Here is a 15,875-nt window from a genome sequence, read left to right on the forward strand (position 1 = left end):
TAAAATCACCATTGCTACTTTCACTCATAAGTTGGCATTTACAGCGCTAAATTCTAATGTCTTCGTAGTCCTCGAAGTATCTCGGCTTGGGTTATATCGCAAAGGACTATGGTATGGCTGCCTAACAGACCGAAGTTCAGCAGCCGGTTAGCCGCAGCAAGTCACGCCACCCGATAGAACTCTTGCGCCTGTCGGAAGGTGCGCCCGACCGAGAAGTCGGCGAAGTCGCAGTCACATTGAGCGATGTACTCCAACGCATCCTGTGCCGGGTCACTGCCGTGGGCGCGGAGGAACTCCTTGGTCTGCTTCAAACCCGCTCCACATAGAAACTGGACATCAATCCCGCAGTGTGTATCGAAGTTGCACGACTTCGCCTTCCAAACTAACAGGCAGTCTTCGACCACACCCAGCGAGAAAAGCTGGGCGCACAAGAGGCGCATCAGGAACTGGTCGCCAACCTCATTGGCTTCAAGTCGGATCTGCTCACGCAGTGCTGCGACAATCGCCGGGCGGTCGGCGTGCTTCGCCGGTAGCCCAAAGCGCCTCAGCGCCTCGTCGACACCTTCCCAACCGTCATCCATCACGCTGCCTAACTATTACTATTTATTATGCGGAAACTGTCTATATAACATTCATATTCGGGTATTATAGGGAATTTTTCCGTATAACTACCTTAAGAGGGTGTTTGAAAAATTATGTAGGGTGTAAAAAAGCTCTCTAAGTATAAGCTGTGAATGGATAATAATTGTTCGATGAGCTTGGTTAAAGCCGTCCGTCAACGTCACCGACGAACGGCTGTTTGCTTTCTTGACATCTGCGCTGATGTCTTAACTTGACACCAACGGCAGGATGCCCACCCTGATACTCTAACTTGCTACTGCTTCAGCAGGAGCTGCCTCAGCAGCAGTTATGGGTAAATAAACACTAACTTTTTTACGAGTTTTGCCCTTTCTCTCAAACATTACAACACCATCGATTAAGGCAAACAAAGTGTCATCGCTACCAATACCGACGTTGTTACCAGGGTGGAATTTGGTACCGCGTTGACGCACGAGAATGTTTCCTGCACGTACAACTTGACCGCCATAACGTTTGACACCCAGACGTTGGGCATTAGAATCACGACCGTTGCGTGTACTACCTGTTCCTTTCTTATGAGCCATGATTTCCTCTTGTGTATCTACTTCTTTTATTATTCAGCAGCGGTTTCAACTTCTTCAGCAGCAGTGTTATCTATAACGGGGGTTTCTTTCTCCGGTTCTCCTTGGGCAGCAAACACTGCACCGTTAAGGGTGATGGAGTCAATCATAAGTCTGGTAATTTCCTGACGATGCCCCCGTTTTTTGCGGGTTTTCTTTTTCGGCTTCATTTTGTATACCAGGACTTTACGACCTCTGTAATGTCGCAGTACAGTCCCTTCTACAGTTGCACCTGTTACTAATGGCTGTCCAATGGTGACTTCGCCATCGTGCTGCACGAGTAATACGGAATCTATTGTAACTTTTTCATCTGGTTCGATCGCCAGCAGTTCAATGTCGTAAAACCGCCCTGGCTCTACTCGTATTTGTTTGCCGCCAGTTTCAATAATCGCGTAGGTCATGGAATTGTCCTTGAGGTTGCCGTACAGGTAGCTGGTTTTTATCTCCTGTAGAGATGCTTTTGCCAGCCTTTGTAATATGTCTACCTGATCCGAGCAGGAATTAGACAGACAATCTAACATAGTATTTTATTAATAGGCGTCAAGTCAAGCTCTAATAGGATTTTTTGCGTTTGGCATTGCTATCTGGTCAGTCTGAAGATGAAAAATCAGCTAATTACTCTGTGCGATCGCTCATTTTCCAAGAGTGGGGAGGAATTAGTCAACTGTCGTCATAAGTGTAGACATAGCGGGTTGTAGACATCGCCTACTCGCACAAATGTAAATTGTATTTATAAGAAGTCAGAATAAATACTTTTTAGAAAAAAATTGCTACTATCTTAGGGCTGAATCTTCCAAAAATTAACATTAGTTAGTATTAGCTTAAAAGTTATACTTTGTTATCAAAATCAACACATTTTTCTTCTTTGTTTTAAGATGAAATATACGGTGTCTCATCTAGAAATTCTTTACAAAAGTTAGTAAATCCTCAAGAGTTAAACTATCACATTCAAACCTGATATTTCAAACAGGAGATTGATTGTCATGACACAGCAAAATGCTGCCCGACTTTTTCAAGCTGTAAAACAAGATCAAGCGTTACAGCAAAGACTCAAAGCAACAGCCGATCCAGAAGCCTTCATCAAAATTGCTCAAGAGCGTGGCTATGATTTCACCGCCAAAGAACTAGACAGTGAAATCAGCAAATTATCTGAAGAAGATTTAGCCGCCATCGTCAATCCAGGATGGGGGAATAGACGCCACATTTATCCTAGATAATTCCTGTTCTAGGAAACCGAAAGTATAGAAACAACTAAATTGACAAGTTTTGCTCCTCAAGGGGATACTGTTGCATCGTCTCCTTTAGGGGTATTCCTGTTAAACACAAGACTCAAATCCCTGATTTCCTAGAGAAGTCGGGGATCTTATTGTTTGCAAATGATTAAGTAGAGCTGTTATCTATTAATCGTCAGCTTTATTTATGCTATGACAGTATCTATGCAATATCTAAAGAGAGTTAAAAACCCTTTCTCTACTCTCCATCTCGCCACCTGCTTAACTGATGAGTTAGGATGACTATATTTTAATCAGGTGATATGAAAAGAATAGAAGTTGAGCAAAGAACTATTTTAATTGGTTTGGCTGGAAGCCACGGCTATGGTTTAAATCGTCCTGATTCCGACTTTGATTATCGGGGAGTATTTATTGCACCCAAAAGGTACTATTTGGGATTTGATCGGATAGAACAAAAAGATACTGGTTGGGATGAACCAGGAATATTTCCTTTTGTTGATGGTAACAAAGACACAGTTATATATGAATTAAGAAAAATCCTCCAGTTATTAGCGGGCGCAAATCCCAATGTTTTAGAATTGCTCTGGTTAAATAACTATCCTTTTTTAAACGCAGTTGGACAGCATTTAATAGATCGTAAACAGTTGTTTTTGAGCAAGAAGGTAAAACATACTTACACTGGTTATGCCTTTGCCCAAATCAAAAAGATGGAAACTCATCGAAAGTGGTTGTTAAAGCCACCGCAAAAAAAACCGATCCCATCTGACTTCGCTATAGAAGACGAAGCACCTCTGAGCAAAGATGAGCTAAATGCTTTTCTGGAGTATCTTTATAACTTAATCAGAGGACGGATTGAGTTTTTGGAAGAAGCGGAACAATTATATCAATTGCTGACAGCGGATATTGATTTTAAAGGAGTGTTAAAACAATATACTTTACCTGATGAAACTTTGGAATATACCCAAAAGTTAACCAATAGCCGTAAAGATTTTATCCGTCTGCTTCAGAAAAGTCAAAGCTATCAAATAGCTTTAAGAGAATGGAAGGCTTACTTATCTTGGCAGGAGAATAGAAATCCGGCTAGAGCAGAAATGGAAAGAAAGTCGGGTTTTGACCTGAAACATGGAATGCACTGCATTAGATTGTTACGCAGTGGAGTAGAAATATTGCGGCGAGGTGAAGTGATTGTAGATAGAAGAATAGCTGGTGATGTTGAGGATTTAAAAGCTATTTTAAAAGGTGAGTATTCTTATGAACAGGTGATGAAAATAGCAGAAGATTTGGTCGCTGAAATGGAAGTTGTTTGCGAACAATCTGCGCTACCTCATAAACCTGATTTGGAGCAAATTAATGAGTTGTGTATGGAATTGGTGGAAATGCAAAATTGGTAATTGGGCATTGGGGATTGGGCATGGGGCATTGTTAATTAAGTTTCTTCCCTATTCCCTATTCCCCACTCCCCATTAAATACTGTACATTAAATCAGCAAAACCATAGAGGCTGATGATAAGTAATAGAGATGCTGTTAGTTGGGTAATTCGTGTTTGGGGTGAGGGAGCGATCGCTTCCCGCACTAAGATGGAAATAGATGCCCCAACTACTAAGCTCAAACCTAAGATTAAATAGGGTATGTCAGGTAAAATACTGGCTATTGCCAGCATTGCGATCGCTAATAAGAGCATCAATAATTCTACAAACCTGGGCGGGTTGTATTGGCTAGATAGAACAAAGCTGTTGAACCAAAAAGACCAAAATCTCATATTTTAGTACTGAGTGCTGAGTGATGAGTTAGGAGTTATATATAGTCAGTGCTGAGTGAGAAATTAAATAAAGTTGTGAGATATGAAGCAGCTTTCCATTCAAAACTCTTAACTATTAATTCTTCACCGGAAGCGGAGCGTTTCCGGCTCCGCTTCTAACTTTTAACCTCTAGCCCCTAACTTTTGACCTGTGCCGTTCTTTTGTGCAGTATCACTTTCTGGTAGTTCGACGCCAAAGACGCGGCTAAAAACTTTGGCGACTTTGTAGCCAGAATCAATCGATTCTAAAGGGTCTTTCCGCAGTCTGTGACGCAAACATAGGGTAATTACGCGATGAATATCATCAACTGTAACTTCAGTGCGTCCTTCATAAGCTGTTAACGCTTTGGCAGCGCGGTTACTAACAATGTCACCCCGCAAACCATCCACATCTAGTTCTGAACAGACTTCAGAAATTTTCACCCGCAGATCGTAGTCAATTTTCACTTCTGGCAAAAGCTGTTGAGCATTGACAATTTGCTGTTGTAATGCTTCTTGCTGGGCTTTATAATTTTCGAGAAATACTGGGGGATTTTGGTCAAAATCCGCCCGTTGTTCCACGATTTGCACCCGCAAGGCTGGTTCTTTAACTGTGTGAATTTCTGCGTGCATCCCAAAGCGATCGAGTAGTTGGGGGCGTAGTTCGCCTTCTTCGGGGTTTCCAGAACCCACAAGCACGAAACGCGCTGGGTGACGGATAGAAATACCTTCTCTTTCTACAGTGTTCCATCCACTGGCAGCGGAGTCGAGTAACACGTCTACAAGGTGGTCATCTAGTAAGTTGACTTCATCCACATAGAGAATGCCTCGGTTAGCCTTTGCTAGCAGTCCCGGTTCAAAAGCTTTGACACCTTCAGATAAAGCTTTCTCGATGTCGATTGTGCCACAAACTCGATCTTCTGTAGCTCCTAGCGGCAGGTCTACCATTTGAACTTTTTTGTGAGCTACGGGAATTTCCGCCCCTTGTTCTAACAATTGGCGGACTTCATCGCTCATCAAGTCGGGGTCGCTAGGATCGCTACTGAAGGGGTCATTAGCAACCACAGAAATTTCTGGTAGCAGATCCGCCAGCGCCCGGATAGTTGTGGATTTCCCGGTGCCGCGATCGCCCATAATCATTACACCCCCAATTTTGGGGTCAATCACGTTCAATAGCAGCGCCAGTTTCATTTCTTCCTGGCCCACAATTGCCGTAAAAGGAAATACTACGCGACGCGCACTTGCCGTGGATTGAGCAGTTGGACTCACTAAATTACCTTAACAATATTTTTCTTATTACAGTTCTTTATTGTGACACAGGTAGGGCATGGGGGAATGTGAAGATCGGAAGCAGGGGAGCAGGGGAGAAAGTTGTAGTAAGTTTTTCCCCTCTGCCCCTCTGCCTCTTGTACCCAATGCCCCATTCCCCATACCAATATCTATTGGGCACAAATGCTTATTAGCTGCGTCAACTATCTTAATTTGTCTGTTTTAGTTTTTTGGTGCAAAAGTTCCATAAGCAAGGAACGAACAACTACCAACTCATCAATTCTGTACTAAGCATAAATACTTGTAGACTATATGGTTAGTAGATTCAATTGTAAAAGCGAACAATGGCGTGTGTGGGTAGCTAATGCATCATTCAAATTTATGAAATCATCTTTTTTTGTCCAAAGTTGGCGGCGACTACTCAAATCTCTTTTTCCCATTCTCATTTTAATATCCTTTGTTAGTGTATTGCTGGTGGACAGTTTCACCCCTGCGATCACCTTCGGTGGGCGCTTCAGCGCCATCGCACAGTTACCCCGTCAGGAAATTCGCGGGGTTTGGATGACCACTAATGATTTTGACACCCTCAAAAATCGAGACAAAGTGCAGGATGCAGTGAGTCAACTGCGACGGATGAACTTCAACACAATCTATCCTGTGGTGTGGAATTCTGGCTATGTAATGCATCCCAGTGCGATCGCGCAACGTGCAGGCATTCAACCTTTTGTCTACAAAGGTTCAGATGGACATGATATTCTCGCAGACTTGATTAACCAAGCCCATCGCAAAGGATTGCTAGTGATTCCCTGGTTTGAGTTTGGTTTCATGGCTCCCCCAACCTCAGAACTAGCAATCAATTACCCGGATTGGTTCACACAAAAGCGGGATGGTAGCCAAACTTCAAACAGTGCGGCTGGTGAGGTGATGTGGCTCAATCCGTTCCATCCAAAAGTGCAACAGTTCATCACTAATCTAGTGCTGGAAACTGTTACCCAATATGATGCCGATGGTATTCAGTTTGACGATCACATGAGTTTGCCCCATGAATTTGGCTACGACCAATATACAGTTGCTTTGTACACCAAAGAAACAAAAAATCCTCCCCCAAAAAATCCCCAAGATGCGGCATGGGTAAAGTGGCGGGCAGATAAGATTACGGCGTTCATGGTAAAACTTAATCAAGCTGTGAAGCAGAGAAAACCCCAGGTGATTTTCTCTGTTTCTCCTAATTACTATGATTTTGCTTACAAGTTTCACTTGCAAGATTGGCTGAGTTGGATGCGACAAAATATTGTGGACGAGTTAATTGTGCAAATTTATCGTCCGGATCTGCAAAGTTTTGTGGCCAATATTTCCCGCGCAGAAATTCAAGAAGCGCAGCAAAGAATTCCAACTGGAGTTGGCATTATGACAGGGTTACGAAATAACCCAGTTCCCATACAGCAAATTAAGTCTCAGGTGCGGGCTGCCCAAGAACGCGGTCTAGGCGTAACCTTTTTTTATTATGAAAGTCTTTGGAACAATGCTCTAGAACCTTTGAATGAGCGACAAGCTGGATTTGAAAATCTTTTTCCATCTCCTGCACTCCGCGCCAGAGTTGAATAACTTTTTTGTTTAAGATGATGTTAATGATTTCGTAGTAAGGACTTTAGTCCTTGTTTTTGAAGCACTAAAGTGCTTACTACAAACTCTCAAAACTAGCTTGATATAACTTCCTCCTTCCCACTCCTTACTCCTAACTCAGCATGACAATCTTCTACCGAAGTACGTTGTCGCATGGCACTAACTAAAGTCTCATAGCTAGACCAATTTTCTTGCAGTAGAGTTTTTGCCTGGAGAGCATGAAACCGCAGTTTTTGCTCATAAACTGATTCAGAAAAGCCTAACATTGTCAAGACTCCGATCAGCTTGCTTTTATCATCAGTTCCACCCTCAGCATTATTAAAAACCAAGGTTTCAGCAGCAATACCCGCCATCCAAACGGTACAGTAGCGGTCTAGCATTTGGGTGCTGATTTTACCTACTTCTAGTTGAGATGCTAATTCGCCATCATCAAAGCTAACACCGCCTTGGCCAGGTTGCCCCTGTTTCCAGGCTTCCCAAGCGCTGAGTGTGTAGCCAGTAACGGGAATACCCAACAGGTAAGCAACCAAGAAATGTCCTGCTTCGTGGTGGACGATGCGATCGCGGTGTTCTTTTGAAAAACCAGCTATCCAATCTACAAAGATAGTACCACCCTTGCCTTGCAGGCTGAAGCTATCTAATGTCGCTATGCCTAAGATGGTGAAGGTAGCAAGTGCTGGTACTGCCGGTGATAAGTTGAAGAATGGCCCCACCAGTACCGATAGGGTCATGAGAAAGATAGATATTGCAACTAAATTTAGGCTAGTTTGGCTCATTGAGAGTTTTCTGAATGCAACTTAATATTTCTTTATTATGAGGCGAGCGCACAGCTTTTGTATCAAGCGAGTTGTAGCGATCGCCTAATTTTTCATCTCACACCTAATTAAATTACTGGCTTAATAACGGATATTTTCTCTATCACCAGAATGATGGCTGCTTTTCCAGTCGCAGACATAATGTGACTTTAGTAGGTATAAAACATCAAATAGGATAGGAGATGAATGTGGCTGAAGAATTTAAAAAAGGCGATCGCGTTGAATGGAACACTTCACAAGGTAAGACAACTGGCAAAGTAGTAAAGAAGCTCACTTCACCTACAGATATTAAAGAACACCATATTGCTGCAAGTGAAGATAACCCCGAATATTTAGTTGAAAGCGATAAGACAGGAAAACAAGCTGCTCACAAGCCTGATGCTCTGAAGAAAGTAGAGGAGTAATGCTTAGTCATGAGTAAAGATGTTAAAGCGGTGATTGACGAGTTTCATCAAGTTGTCAATATGACACCTAAAGAACTAGAGTCTTGGCTAGATACGGATGAGTCACAAACTGTCGGGCAAAAGGATGGCGACGATGAGTCAATTGGTCATAAATCTGGACGGCGTATTATCCAGCTATTGCAGAGAAAGGATGATTATACCAACGACGATCTTTCGCACATGAAGAAAGTTATTAGTTACGTCCATCGTCACATGGCACAGAAGCCATCGGGTGATTTGGAACACACACGCTGGTGCTATTCTTTGAAAAATTGGGGACACGATCCACTTAAGTAAAGTACTTTGTAGCCTGCCATTTAGGTGGGCAAATTCCGGCGATCGCTCTAAGTGCTTACGCCGCAGAAACGACCCAAAAACAGGTTTTTACAGCCGGATTTCAACTCCATATCGCTAAACCAGCCGATCCTGCCAGATTGGTAGCTGCGATCGCAGCCCTTGTGAAGAATTGAACTTTTAAAAGTCATTAAGTTTGCAGCATTCTCTAACCTAGTTCTACACTTGTCACAGCAAAGATGCGATTAATAGGTAAACTAGGAATTTCTTTAGTGTACATCCGAGCAGTTTGAGAGACTGGTTGCAATTGGTAACGTTGAACTAGGTCAATCGCTTGTGGATTTGCATCCGGCACATCAAAAAACACTGGAGCATGAGGATTTTGTGCAAGCAAGGCTTGAAACAATGCTTCAGCAATCTGTTCATCATTAGCAAATAGTGGCCCAACCCTAAAACCTGTATGGGCAGGTCGGATAACTCCGTAACCAGCAAGAGATCCATTTTTGAGAAACCCGAAAGCAGTACTTTCTCGCTGTTCTATCCAATGTTGCAGAAATAGCGATCGCTTAGAAGGAAAAAATTGGCGATCGTAAGCCACCAAATCTTCAAAAGGCACTGTTTTCAGATCCACGATTCCAGCAGGCACAACACCGCCACCTACCCCTTCATAACGAATATGGTTATAAGCGATTTTGAAACCAGACTTTTTGTAGTTATCTTGTTGAGCTACTGCACCATCCAAGCCGATGTTACGATCGGCACCCAGATAGTCCATTGCTGTCTTCCAAATTTTTATACCCAACCCCTGCCCACGAAACTGGGGTTTCACAACGTAAAAACCTATAACGGCAAAGTGTGGATCGTAAGCAACAGCAGAAATAGACCCCACCGGCTCACCATTCAACTCACCCAAGAAAAAACCGCTCTCGTCAGTTTGATAAAAAGATTGAGCATCATACTTTCCTGGATTCCAACCTTCGGTTGCTGCCCAAGTAATCGCCAAATCTATTTCCGACCTTTTCATTGGGCGGACGACGAAATTCTCAGTGGTCATAATATCTTCTTACTGCTAGGCTGTTAACTATTTAACTTTGATTTTGCAAACTGAGTGATAACTCTTAATATTACTTTTTTGTATAGCTGCGACTTCTAGTCGCTTGAGCATCATTTACTCAAATATTACTGTTCTATTACCATAAGAAGGCAGGAGGCAGTGTTTCGACTACGCTCAACAACCAGGCAGGAGGCAGAAGGCAGTGTTTCGACTACGCTCAACAACCAGGCAGGAGGCAGAAGGAAACCCACGTTTTTAAATGTGGGATTGAAGCAAGCACGCTTTATGTCTTGTGCTATGCGTATCGATACAATTCTTTTTTTAAACTGCGGCTCTAGACCCTGAAACTTTAGTTTTTATTGATGCTCCTTTCCTTCTGCCCTCTTCCCTCTGCCTTTCTTTGTAAAGAAAATTATTCGGCGTTGCATATTTACGGCATGATTTGGCAACTTCTAAAATTCCCTCTTGCTTCCTCTGCTTTAAGAGCTTGCCCCAATTCATCCCACTGTTTTGCAACGCCAATTATTTTTGCAGACGATCAATTACACAGTGCATAACTTTAATTTCATTAACAATTCGATCCAGTTCTGTGGAGAGCGGAGTTTGTTCTCGAACGGCTTGTAATGTGGGAGTTAAAGTGTTGGAATTGGTAGTAATCTCTAATAACCGAGCAGTGTGTAACCGTTCAATTTGGGCGTGAATTGCTTCGAGATAGCTATCCAGCGCTGGTAATGGTTGAGGTGGCTGTCCTAGCCCTTGGGCATCTGCTAAGTTTTCCAAAACTTGAATAATGGTATCAGCAAGTCGCTTTACTTCAGGAAATTGGTACTCACCGCTAAATTCGCGCAGATGTTCTGCCAAAGTTGTTACCGAACTGAAAAAGCCACGAATGTATGTTATCAGCGTCATTACAGGTTCGATTTCTCCCTGAATGTGACGAGGTTCGCTGAATAATCGTTGAGCTGCGGCGTTGGCGTTGGCGTTCTCTAGTGCTGCTTGGTGGCGTAGCATATTGATAGAATCAGCGATCGCATTATGTTCTGCATGGAGATAGTTAGCTATTACTTGCTGAAAGTAAGCAAGATTAGCTCGAATTGTCTTTTCCAGTTGTGCAGGAAGTTGCTGTCGTTCCCAACGGGGAAAAAGCAAATAGCTACCAAGCAATGCTAAGGCACCCCCAGCCAAGCTATCGAAGATCCGCAATACTCCAACCTTCCAGCCGCCAGCACTAATAATGTTAAGTAGCAATATGATGGCGGGAGTCAGCAGGATGATAAATAAGCTGTAGCTTAACGATCGCACCGACATCGCCACAAACACTAACAGCAGGAAACAAACTGCGATCGCCAATTGATTCTTAACTAGTAAAACCAGAACAATACCGATAATTCCACCCAAAATAGTGCCAACGACTCTTTGGACTGTTGTCTGTGACGTTCCACCAAAGTTAGGTTTAAGTGCAACTAAAGCTGTGAGCGTTATCCAGTAGCCTCTAGGTAGTTGGAATAGCGAGGCAATTAATTCAGCAAAAGTTGTGATTAGTGCGAGGCGCAGCGCATGACGAAAGAGGACTGAATCAAAAGTGAAATTATTTCGCAGCGTATCAATAATTGTAGAACGCTCTGGTTGGGCTGGGGGAGAAATATCTCGCTGGGCAATGCTGTTACGCAGTTTTCCTTGGCTTAAATCTGTAACAATCTCTGCATCAGTATGAATTTGCTCTACTAGCTTTGTCAGACTGGCTGTAATCTTGCCAAGGTTGAGGAGATCGGAATAATCATCTGTCTGAGCGTTGATGGTTTGATTGAGGACTTGCGAACGCAGAACTTGCCTTTGGTGTTCTAGTGCTTCAAGACTCCGATCGAGATCCCCTAAGTGAGGTGAGTTTTTTCCTTTGGCGATCGCTTGTGATAACATTTGCAGAGCAATTGCTGACTGTTCTATCACTTGCTGAATTTCTGGCTGTAAGCGAGAAAATAATTGATGTTCGGATGCGATCGCTAATAGTTCGCTCAGTGCTACAACAGAATTGACAATTTGATTTATATCTTCGATTAATACGAGTAACTGATTTCCCCGCAGGGTAGCTCCTCTTTGCCTAGTCCAGATAGTTGTCCAGACACTACGGGCAAATGTTAAGTTTTGAATGACTGTATCCTGAGCTTGCAAAAATCGTTGTTCCCACTCCTGACGATCCTTTGGATTTAATGCTCTCTGGCTTGCCAAGTCCACAAAATTGCTCAATGAGAGATAACAGTTAGCGACTGTCTGTATTGCAGGTACATCAGGACGCACCGCCCACAGTCCCAATGACAAGACAGTTGTCCATGTTCCACCAGCTAGGCATAGCCCACAGTGTTGAATAAGAGTAGACAAATTAGAAAATGAAGCGAATTTAGCCAGCGCAATCACAAACATAATCGAAGTAATCAAGCTGACAGATGAAGCCACGTTGCCATAGAGATTTGCTAAACCTGCTATAAATATTACCAAGAACGTGGTCGGGACAGCTAACCAGAGATGATCGCTAACCAAACTTGCGATTAGGAACATTACAGTTACCCCAATCGTAGCTGCAATCATAGCGATCGCTCGCTGACGGTAGGCTCCGTCAACATTTACCATGCCAACGAACCAAGCTGCCATAGTAGCGATCGCACTTTCAGCAGCATGACCTGTAATGATTCCAATTCCAATCGGGACACCCAGGACAAAAAGGCTACGCAATCCAGAGGCAATGGCGGGTTTACCTGGCTGGAGTTGAAACTGCTGCAACAACCAACTAAGAGGACGTTTATCTGTAAATGACATTATGAGACTGGCGACTATAACAAAGCGCGATCGCTTCTTAAAGCATTTTAGCCAGATATAACTGCGTGGCGGATGTCTGTAATATGTTTTTTGAGGTCATTGAGTTGTTTAATTTTTACTATGACTAGTTTAACATTAGAGATGATGACTTAAACCATCTAGTAAACCTTCGGCAGTATACTGCAATCCGGTTGAATGGGGTGAATGCGAATTATTCAATGCCCATGCCAATTTACTTTCTATAAAAGGTGTAGGATTTATTTCAGAAATAAGGTTTCTTTTTTCTTGATTAGATAATCCATAATTATTCCAGAACAATATCCTCTCTAAAGAAACTAAAGCTTGATAGGACTCATTTGGATTAAATTCAGAAGAGTAATTTTGAATAATATCTAGTAGTGCTAAAAGTCCGGTTTTTGATGAAGATTTACCAATAGTAAATAATAAACTACTCTTTGTTCTATTTGAATCAGTAATCTCTCTTTTGAGGAATTCTATAATTTCTGCTTCTTCGCTCTCAGTTAAATTTATAGTTATTAACTCCTGTTTGATTAAACTATCATATCTACTCAGTCTTTCATCTAGTGGTAACTGCCAAGAATTAATTTCTAAGATGAATGATAGATCAGTAATTGCATTACTGCGTACACGTTCGTCGTCTGATTTTATATTTACAAAAAGTTCGTTAATTAAATCATTCATAGCTTTTGCTACTAAAGATATTGCCGTTTGCTCAATCGTCAAAGCTGAACTATTTTATGGCGCAATGAAAAGTGCCAACCCAGAACGTAATCTTACCTTACAGCAATAATTTTTAGCTCAATTTATATCACTAACGTTTGACGATCTCGCAGCAATGACATTTGGAATTATTCGATCTCAGCTAGAAGCATTAGGCACTCCAATTGGAGCTTATGATTTGCATTAAGTAAGGTTGATTTTCCTTTTTGTTAGCTGATTCATCATCGCTTATAAATCAATCAAGTGTTGTTAATACGAATACTTCCATCTGGCATAGTAGTGTTGCAAAAGATAGCACCTTCCAACCAAGGATTTTCACTGAGTTCTGCTCCACTCAAGTTGCATCGGGTAAAATTGACATTGCCCATACTAGCTCCTTTAAGATGGGCATCGACCAAGCAAGCATCACTCAAATTAGAACTATCCAGAACAGCATAACGCAAATTAGCTCGTGTCAAATCGACTCCACAGAGATTGGCTCCATACAAGGAAGCTTGCCCAAAATCAGTCTCCCGGAGTTTAGAAGCGCTGAGATTGATATTATCCAAAAGCATTTCGGCAACCACAGCGCCATTCAAAATAATACCGCTCAAGTTGGCACTAGCCAGTTCGTCAGAACCTTCAATGTAGATGTTACTAAAATCCCTCTCCCCAGCAGCATACCTATTCAACAACTCACTGGCATCAACCAATTTTTTACTCATACACTCAACTTCCCGCGTAGGCGTAGCCCGCCGTAGGCATCGCTCTCTTGCATTACCTCAGGTATAAAATCACTCAAATACTACCGTTCTATTACCATATACTAATACACGATTTTGTAAGTGCGATTGACAAAGATAAGTCTGTAAGGGAGGCGATTAAACAATGGCGCATTTACTGACAATGGCTTCCAGCCCATTTTGTACCTGCTCAAGTTCTTGGCGCTTTTGGTAAATCCACATCTTTTCAGCCTCACGTTGTTCCAGAGTTTCGTTGTGAGCTTTTTCCTGCTGTTCGAGCAGATTTTCGTAAAGTGCGATCGCTTCTGCAATTACAGCAAGACAATAACTCTACTACGAAACGCCCTACTTCTTCATGCTCTTATTTTGACAACGGTATTGATGTGATAGCAGAAATAAGACGAAAGCTGCAATTTTTGCTCAGAGTATGGAGAAGTGCATATAAGCTAAAAGCACTCTCGTCTCTTCCGACAGAATTGAAAGTAACTCATACACCGAATCCCGTACAAGCACACAGAGGCGAATTAAGTGGTTATCAATACACTTGGGTATATGCCACTACAATTGAGTCATTAGTTGGAGCAGTTGTTATTGAAGAATTTGGTGCTTTTAGTTGGGTTGGAGGGCAATGGTACTTCACAAACTTCACAGCTAAACCCTTTACTCGTAATGATTTTATTGAATGGTATTCCTGCCCTAGAGGAATGATATTACCTAATTGTCAGTACACTGATTTTCAAAATTGGAGTGGTAGTGCCAAATTAATTAACAAAAAAACCAAGTGGTATTTTATTGGACGAAATGAAAGTGGTAGACGTATTAAGGGTGAAGCTGAGATTGAAGAACTTGGTGAGCTTATTGAGTAAATTCCACGATACGTTTACTCTCCTTGTAACCGTTCACAGGGATAATGAGTTGCTGAAATCGGGCAAATGCTAAAAGATAAGTAATAATTGCAACTAATGTGTCTTCTTGTTGAACAGCTTTTATGGCTAAAATGACTCGCTGCTCTCTTATATTCCTTTGGGTATAAGATCAATCACTCGAATACTACTGTTCTATTCCCATAGACTAATACACGATTTTGTAAGTGCGATCGCACCGCTCTTGCTAATACAACTCTCTCCAAATCTTTGCCTTTTCTCACCAAATCATCCACTTCATCACGGTGGCTAACTCGCACCACATCTTGTTCAATAATTGGGCCTGCATCTAAATCAGCAGTGGCGTAATGAGCAGTTGCACCAATAATTTTTACCCCACGTTCAAAAGCTCGGTGATAGGGGTTTGCTCCAATAAAAGCTGGTAAAAATGAATGGTGTATATTAATAATTTGCGGAAATTGATTAATAAAATCTGCACTAACAATCTGCATATATTTTGCCAATACAACTAAATCTATTTTGTACTGGTGGAGTAATTCTAGTTGTTGGGCTTCTTGTTCTGCTTTATTATCTTTATTGATGGGAATGTGGTGAAAGTCAATATTAAATTGTTCTGCCACTACCTTTAAATTTGCATGGTTACTAATAATTAAAGGGATTTCAGCAATAAATTCTTTAGCGCGTTGTCGCCAAATCAAATCAAATAGACAATGGTCTTGCCGACTTACCCAAATAGCAATGCGTGGTACTGTATCAGAAAAACGTAATTCCCACTTAGCACCTAAAGGTTGGGCGATCGCATTAAATGCAGGGGCAATAAATTCTCGCGGTAAATTGAATCCATCTAACTGCCATTCAATGCGTGTGAGGAATAACCCAGCAGCAAAATCTGTGTGCTGATCTGCATGAATAATATTACCACCGTTAGAATAGATGAAATTGGCAAATTTAGCCACCAGTCCTCTTCCATCGGGGCAGGAAATCAGCAATGTTGCTGTCGGATTTGTCAT

The 15,875-nt window shown here is 42.1% G+C and carries 17 protein-coding genes and 1 pseudogene; 7 read left to right on the forward strand and 11 right to left on the reverse strand.

Annotated elements, in window-relative coordinates; all coding sequences use genetic code 11:
* Positions 1-161: 161 nt before the first annotated feature.
* From V7K45_RS10310 to rplU, 3 genes are all read right to left on the reverse strand, one after another.
* Complete coding sequence (locus V7K45_RS10310) at positions 162-581, reverse strand: hypothetical protein (RefSeq protein WP_335002990.1); 420 nt, start codon at positions 579-581, stop codon at positions 162-164.
* Between the two features lie 285 nt (positions 582-866).
* Positions 867-1,163, reverse strand: coding sequence for a 50S ribosomal protein L27 (gene rpmA, locus V7K45_RS10315; RefSeq protein WP_099099325.1), 297 nt, complete (start codon positions 1,161-1,163; stop codon positions 867-869).
* A 29-nt stretch (positions 1,164-1,192) separates the two neighbouring features.
* The gene (gene rplU, locus V7K45_RS10320; RefSeq protein ID WP_335002992.1) at positions 1,193-1,600 is read right to left on the reverse strand and encodes a 50S ribosomal protein L21; all 408 of its coding nucleotides are present in this window, start codon (positions 1,598-1,600) and stop codon (positions 1,193-1,195) included.
* A 582-nt stretch (positions 1,601-2,182) separates the two neighbouring features.
* On the opposite strand from rplU, the gene V7K45_RS10325 reads away from it, so the two are divergent.
* Together V7K45_RS10325 and V7K45_RS10330 are read left to right on the forward strand one after the other, a co-directional pair.
* Positions 2,183-2,416, forward strand: a complete 234-nt coding sequence (locus V7K45_RS10325) for a Nif11-like leader peptide family natural product precursor (RefSeq protein WP_334929218.1) — start codon at positions 2,183-2,185, stop codon at positions 2,414-2,416.
* Positions 2,417-2,733: 317 nt separating this feature from the next.
* A complete protein-coding gene (locus V7K45_RS10330; protein ID WP_335002994.1) occupies positions 2,734-3,822 on the forward strand; it encodes a nucleotidyltransferase domain-containing protein in 1,089 nt (362 codons plus the stop codon).
* Between the two features lie 72 nt (positions 3,823-3,894).
* On the opposite strand, the gene V7K45_RS10335 is transcribed toward V7K45_RS10330, so the two are convergent.
* Both V7K45_RS10335 and bchI read right to left on the reverse strand, forming a co-directional pair.
* Positions 3,895-4,191: a hypothetical protein gene (locus V7K45_RS10335; protein WP_335002996.1), complete on the reverse strand. Its 297-nt coding sequence runs from the start codon at positions 4,189-4,191 to the stop codon at positions 3,895-3,897.
* A gap of 162 nt (positions 4,192-4,353) precedes the next feature.
* The gene (gene bchI / locus V7K45_RS10340) at positions 4,354-5,478 is read right to left on the reverse strand and encodes a magnesium chelatase ATPase subunit I (RefSeq protein WP_322667693.1); all 1,125 of its coding nucleotides are present in this window, start codon (positions 5,476-5,478) and stop codon (positions 4,354-4,356) included.
* A gap of 312 nt (positions 5,479-5,790) precedes the next feature.
* Between bchI and V7K45_RS10345 the strand changes: the two genes are divergently transcribed.
* Positions 5,791-7,083 (forward strand): glycoside hydrolase family 10 protein, encoded by a 1,293-nt coding sequence (locus V7K45_RS10345; protein WP_335002999.1) that lies wholly within the window; start codon positions 5,791-5,793, stop codon positions 7,081-7,083.
* Between the two features lie 92 nt (positions 7,084-7,175).
* Here V7K45_RS10345 and V7K45_RS10350 read toward each other — a convergent pair whose 3' ends face one another.
* Positions 7,176-7,877 (reverse strand): ATP-dependent Zn protease, encoded by a 702-nt coding sequence (locus tag V7K45_RS10350; RefSeq protein WP_335003001.1) that lies wholly within the window; start codon positions 7,875-7,877, stop codon positions 7,176-7,178.
* 227 nt (positions 7,878-8,104) lie between these two features.
* Between V7K45_RS10350 and V7K45_RS10355 the strand changes: the two genes are divergently transcribed.
* The 3 genes and pseudogenes from V7K45_RS10355 to V7K45_RS32940 form a co-directional block, all read left to right on the forward strand.
* Entirely contained in the window at positions 8,105-8,320 is a 216-nt protein-coding gene (locus V7K45_RS10355) for a DUF2945 domain-containing protein (protein WP_322674149.1), read from the forward strand.
* Between the two features lie 9 nt (positions 8,321-8,329).
* A complete protein-coding gene (locus V7K45_RS10360; protein ID WP_292779720.1) occupies positions 8,330-8,656 on the forward strand; it encodes a DUF3140 domain-containing protein in 327 nt (108 codons plus the stop codon).
* A gap of 23 nt (positions 8,657-8,679) precedes the next feature.
* Positions 8,680-8,829, forward strand: a pseudogene (locus V7K45_RS32940) (response regulator); the annotation flags it as partial.
* 32 nt (positions 8,830-8,861) lie between these two features.
* Here V7K45_RS32940 and V7K45_RS10365 read toward each other — a convergent pair.
* The 4 genes from V7K45_RS10365 to V7K45_RS10380 form a co-directional block, all read right to left on the reverse strand.
* A complete protein-coding gene (locus V7K45_RS10365; RefSeq protein ID WP_335003003.1) occupies positions 8,862-9,707 on the reverse strand; it encodes a GNAT family N-acetyltransferase in 846 nt (281 codons plus the stop codon).
* Positions 9,708-10,229: 522 nt separating this feature from the next.
* Positions 10,230-12,518: an FUSC family protein gene (locus V7K45_RS10370; RefSeq protein WP_335003005.1), complete on the reverse strand. Its 2,289-nt coding sequence runs from the start codon at positions 12,516-12,518 to the stop codon at positions 10,230-10,232.
* Between the two features lie 135 nt (positions 12,519-12,653).
* Complete coding sequence (locus V7K45_RS10375) at positions 12,654-13,262, reverse strand: hypothetical protein (protein ID WP_335003007.1); 609 nt, start codon at positions 13,260-13,262, stop codon at positions 12,654-12,656.
* Positions 13,263-13,498: 236 nt separating this feature from the next.
* Positions 13,499-13,963: a pentapeptide repeat-containing protein gene (locus V7K45_RS10380; protein ID WP_335003009.1), complete on the reverse strand. Its 465-nt coding sequence runs from the start codon at positions 13,961-13,963 to the stop codon at positions 13,499-13,501.
* 311 nt (positions 13,964-14,274) lie between these two features.
* Between V7K45_RS10380 and V7K45_RS10385 the strand changes: the two genes are divergently transcribed.
* Positions 14,275-14,847 (forward strand): hypothetical protein, encoded by a 573-nt coding sequence (locus tag V7K45_RS10385; protein WP_335003011.1) that lies wholly within the window; start codon positions 14,275-14,277, stop codon positions 14,845-14,847.
* A gap of 173 nt (positions 14,848-15,020) precedes the next feature.
* On the opposite strand, the gene purU is transcribed toward V7K45_RS10385, so the two are convergent.
* Entirely contained in the window at positions 15,021-15,875 is an 855-nt protein-coding gene (gene purU, locus V7K45_RS10390; protein WP_335003013.1) for a formyltetrahydrofolate deformylase, read from the reverse strand.

This window comes from Nostoc sp. (assembly GCF_036917375.1).
Classification (GTDB): domain Bacteria; phylum Cyanobacteriota; class Cyanobacteriia; order Cyanobacteriales; family Nostocaceae; genus Nostoc.